Source organism: Bradyrhizobium hipponense, from assembly GCF_008123965.1.
Taxonomy (GTDB): domain Bacteria; phylum Pseudomonadota; class Alphaproteobacteria; order Rhizobiales; family Xanthobacteraceae; genus Bradyrhizobium; species Bradyrhizobium hipponense.
Genome location: NZ_VSTH01000269.1, coordinates 1 through 3,793, shown reverse-complemented (window position 1 = coordinate 3,793; position 3,793 = coordinate 1). Strand labels below are relative to the sequence as shown.

4 protein-coding genes are annotated in these 3,793 nt (G+C 65.8%); 1 reads left to right on the top strand and 3 read right to left on the bottom strand.

Going from position 1 to position 3,793, the window contains the following annotated elements; all coding sequences use genetic code 11:
• Positions 1-25 precede the first annotated feature (25 nt).
• Positions 26-526: a hypothetical protein gene (locus tag FXV83_RS41595; protein ID WP_148745787.1), complete on the bottom strand. Its 501-nt coding sequence runs from the start codon at positions 524-526 to the stop codon at positions 26-28.
• 63 nt (positions 527-589) lie between these two features.
• On the opposite strand from FXV83_RS41595, the gene FXV83_RS41590 reads away from it, so the two are divergent.
• Positions 590-1,354, top strand: coding sequence for an SOS response-associated peptidase (locus FXV83_RS41590; RefSeq protein ID WP_148745786.1), 765 nt, complete (start codon positions 590-592; stop codon positions 1,352-1,354).
• 143 nt (positions 1,355-1,497) lie between these two features.
• On the opposite strand, the gene FXV83_RS41585 is transcribed toward FXV83_RS41590, so the two are convergent.
• Positions 1,498-2,691 (bottom strand): CaiB/BaiF CoA transferase family protein, encoded by a 1,194-nt coding sequence (locus tag FXV83_RS41585; protein ID WP_148745785.1) that lies wholly within the window; start codon positions 2,689-2,691, stop codon positions 1,498-1,500.
• Positions 2,692-2,726: 35 nt separating this feature from the next.
• Entirely contained in the window at positions 2,727-3,656 is a 930-nt protein-coding gene (locus FXV83_RS41580) for a glycine reductase (RefSeq protein WP_148745784.1), read from the bottom strand.
• Positions 3,657-3,793 lie beyond the last annotated feature (137 nt).

Here is a 3,793-nt window from a genome sequence, read left to right as displayed (position 1 = left end):
GGCCAATTTCGTCACCTGCTCCGGCTCAGTTCGCCATGATGGTGTCGATGTCGGCTTCCGCGCCGCCATTGATGATGCCGCCGCAGGCCGCGATCAGCGGCTTGACCCAAGCCGCCGCCTGCTCGGCGAGGCGGACCCTCGTCGTGTCCTTCTCGACCTCGCGCATGGCCGAGCCGACCGCGGTCAGGATCGAGGTCATGGTGTCGGTGATATGGTCGAACTGCGCGCGCACGCTGGGGTCGGCCTTCTCATAGGCTTCGATCGCAAGATCCCGCGCCTTGAAATTCGAGGCGGTGAAATGCTCAGCATAGGACAGCGGCGACCAGGTCAAGAAGTCTTCCGCGCATTCCGGCATGTCCGGGACCATTTCGAGCAGCATCACGGCTTCATTGAAATGGTTCAGGTAGTCGGTGGCAAGCCCGGTCCGCGGGTTGATGTTGGCCACGCGCAGCCGCTCGCCCCAGGCCGCGGCCTCGGGTCCCGTCTGTACAAGCGTCCGCGCGGGTTGGGAGACCGTTGAGCTCATTGGCCGCAGTGTTAACGTTCTGGGTTAAAAGGACCTGAACGGACCCTATATAGGCCCCCAAGGATGTGTGGACGCTTCGTCATAACTTCGGCCCCCGCGGCCTTGCGGCAACTGTTCGGCTATATCGAGCAGCCGAACTTCCCGCCCCGGTACAATGTGGCGCCGACCCAGCCGATTCCGGTCGTGCTGGTCGAGAATGGCGCGCGGCACTTTCGCCTGATGCGCTGGGGCCTGTTGCCAAGCTGGGTCAAGGATCCCCGGGAGTTTACGTTGTTGATCAACGCCCGCTCCGAGACGGTGCTGGAAAAGCCCGCCTTTAAGAACGCGATTCGCCGCCGCCGCGGCCTGATTCCGGCCGACGGCTATTACGAATGGAAGGCGATCGACGGCCGCAAGCAGCCTTTCTTCATTCGCCGCGCCGACGGCGAGCCGCTCGGCTTCGCCGCCTTGTTCGAGACCTGGGCCGGGCCGAACGGCGAGGAACTCGACACCGTCGCGATCGTCACGGCGCCGGCGGGCGAGGACCTCGTGGCGCTGCACGACCGCGTGCCCGTCACCATCAGCCCGCGCGATTTCGAGCGCTGGCTCGATTCCCGCAGCGACGAGGTGGACGACGTGCTGCCGCTGATGGCCGCCCCGCGCAGCGGCGAATTCGCCTGGCACCCGGTCTCCACCCGCGTCAACCGCGTTGCCAATGACGACGATCAGCTACTGCTGCCGATCAGCGCGGAAGAGATGGAGGCGGAGGTGGAAGCATCGAAGCCGAAGCGGACGGTGAGGAAGGCAGTCGTTGGATCGGCCGATGACGGGCAGGGGTCGTTGTTTTGATGACCGATGTCGTAGGGTGGGCAAAGCGCAGCGTGCCCACCATCATCCCCCAAGCAAGCGGAGAGATGGTGGGCACGGCGCGTTGCGCCTTTGCCCACCCTACGACTTGTCCGGGATGACAGCGGAGTTTGTAGCTCCGCGCCTCACACGATCTCTCGTGCCCTGAGGGCCACGATCTCCGCGGCATCGAATCCCAGCTCCTCAAGCACCGCATCTGTATCCGCGCCCAGCTCCGGCGCCATGCGGTCGAGCCTGCCGCCGCCATGCGCGAGCTTGAAGCCGCTGCCGGCGAAGCGCAGGCGGCCGTAGGGCGTATCGAGCTCCTGGATTGCGCCGCGGGCAGCGATCTGCGGATGATCGATCACCTCCTCGATCGTCCAGATGCTGGAACAGGGCGCGCCGGCATCCTCCAGGATCGTCTCCCATTCGCGCGCCGGCTTTTTCGCGAGCGCTTCCTCGATGATGGCGCGCAGCGCAGGTTCGTTCTCGTTGCGCGCATACCAGTCGGAAAAACGCGGATCGGCCAGCGTGTCTTCGCGGCCGAGCGCGGACATCAGCGCGCGATACTGCTTCTGGTTGTTGACCGCGAGCAGGATGTGGCCATCGCCGCATTTGAACAGGTTCGCCGTGGTCCTGCGGCTCACCGCCTGGTTGCCCGAAAGCTGCTGGCGATGGCCGGCCACCGACCAGTCCGCGATTTGCCCCGAGAGAAACGCCAGCGTCGCCTCCAGCATGGAGACGTCGATGAGCTGGCCCACTCCGGTACGGTCGCGCTGATATAGCGCGCTCGACACGCCGAACGCGGCAGTTGCGCCCGAGAGCACATCGCAGACCGCGAAGCCCGCGCGGGTCGGCCCGGTCGTAGGGTGGCCGGTGATCGCCATGATGCCGGACAGCGCCTGCATCTTGCCGTCATAGCCGGGTCGCAGGCGATCCGGGCCGGTCTGGCCGAAGCCGGACACCGCGCAATAGATCAGTTTTGGATTGATCGCGGACAGCGCCTCGTAGCCGATGCCGAGCTTGTCCATCACGCCCGGGCGAAAGTTCTCCATGACCACGTCAACTTGCGCGGCGAGCCTCTTCACGATCGCAATGGCGTCCGGCTTTTGCAAATCGAGCGTCAGGCTGCGCTTGTTGCCGTTGATGGCCTGGAACGCCGGCGCGAGCCCGCGCTCGGCCCATTCGCGCGACAGCGGCGTGCGGCGCATGTCCTCGCCCTCGCGCCGCTCGACCTTGATGACGTCGGCGCCCAGCAGCGCGAGCTGGTAGCTCGCATAGGGGCCGGCCAGCACTTGGGTGAAGTCCAGGATCTTCACGCCCTCGAACGGTCGCGTCACGTCGCTCTCCCTTTGATTTTCGTTATTGGAGGACGTCAGGCGGCGCGGTTGCCGCGCGCGATCTCCTTCTGCTTGTCGAATTCGGCGCGGCGGCGCGCCAGCTCTTCCGCGCTGAGCTGCGCGACGTTGTTGTAGTCGAGCTTCCAGGAGGCGTCCTCGCTCCAGCGCAGCGGCGACTGCATCGTGGTCTGCGGGCCGCTCGCGGTCTCCAGCAGCTTCAGCGCCAGCTCGAGCGTCTGCGCTTGTGAAGCGACGTCATGCGGCTTGCCGGCGGAATTGCCGAGCGGGAAGTCGGAGAACAGGAAGCGCGGCACGGCGGCGTGCTCGATGATGTCCTTGGCGCAGCCCATCACCACTGTGGGGATGCCATTGGCCTCCAGGTGCCGCGCCACCAGCGCCGTGGTCTGATGGCAGACCGGGCAGTTCGGCACCAGCACGGCGACATCGACCGCATCGGCGCGGCAGCGCGCCAGAATCTCCGGCGCATCGGTGTCCAGCGTGACGCGATGGCTGCGGTTGGTCGGCGCGCCGAAGAAGCGCGGCGCGACTTCGCCGATGCGGCCCGCGTCGCTTGCCTTCAGCAGCTGCGGCAGCGGAAACCAGGTGCCGCTGTCGGTCGCGCTGGTGTGCTTGCGGTCGTAGCCGATGTGCGAGATGCGCAAATCGTGCTGCTTCGAGGTGTCGCCGTCATAGACCTGGTAGAATTTCGCCCCGCCATTATACGCCGCGCCCGGTCCCTGGTCGCCCTTGGCCGGATCATATGGCGCGGCCGTGGTGATGATCGTCACACGCGACTGCGACAGCTCCTTCTTCAGCGGCTGGAACGGCGCCTCGGTATAATGCGCCCAGCGGTACGGCGTGGTGTAGCCAATCGCCGCGTAATAGTCGCGCGTGCGCTGCATATAGGGGACGGGAGCATCGTAGTCGGGCGCAAAGCCGAATTCATCGTCGCGCGAAGCGGTCATGGGCGCGTCTCCTGGTTCTTGGTTAGGACCAGACTAGAGATAGTCGGCGATGAGCTCAACGGGGGGAGGGGCGGCGCAGGTCAGGATTGCAGGCATAGGAGACCCGATTGCGCTGCCTTCCCCTCTCCCACAAGGGG

Bases quoted from the DNA above. Each gene is read 5' to 3' on its own strand.
- FXV83_RS41590 (WP_148745786.1), top strand. From the start codon at position 590: ATGTGTGGACGCTTCGTCATAACTTCGGCCCCCGCGGCCTTGCGGCAA.
- FXV83_RS41580 (WP_148745784.1), bottom strand. From the start codon at position 3,656: ATGACCGCTTCGCGCGACGATGAATTCGGCTTTGCGCCCGACTACGAT.
- FXV83_RS41595 (WP_148745787.1), bottom strand. From the start codon at position 526: ATGAGCTCAACGGTCTCCCAACCCGCGCGGACGCTTGTACAGACGGGA.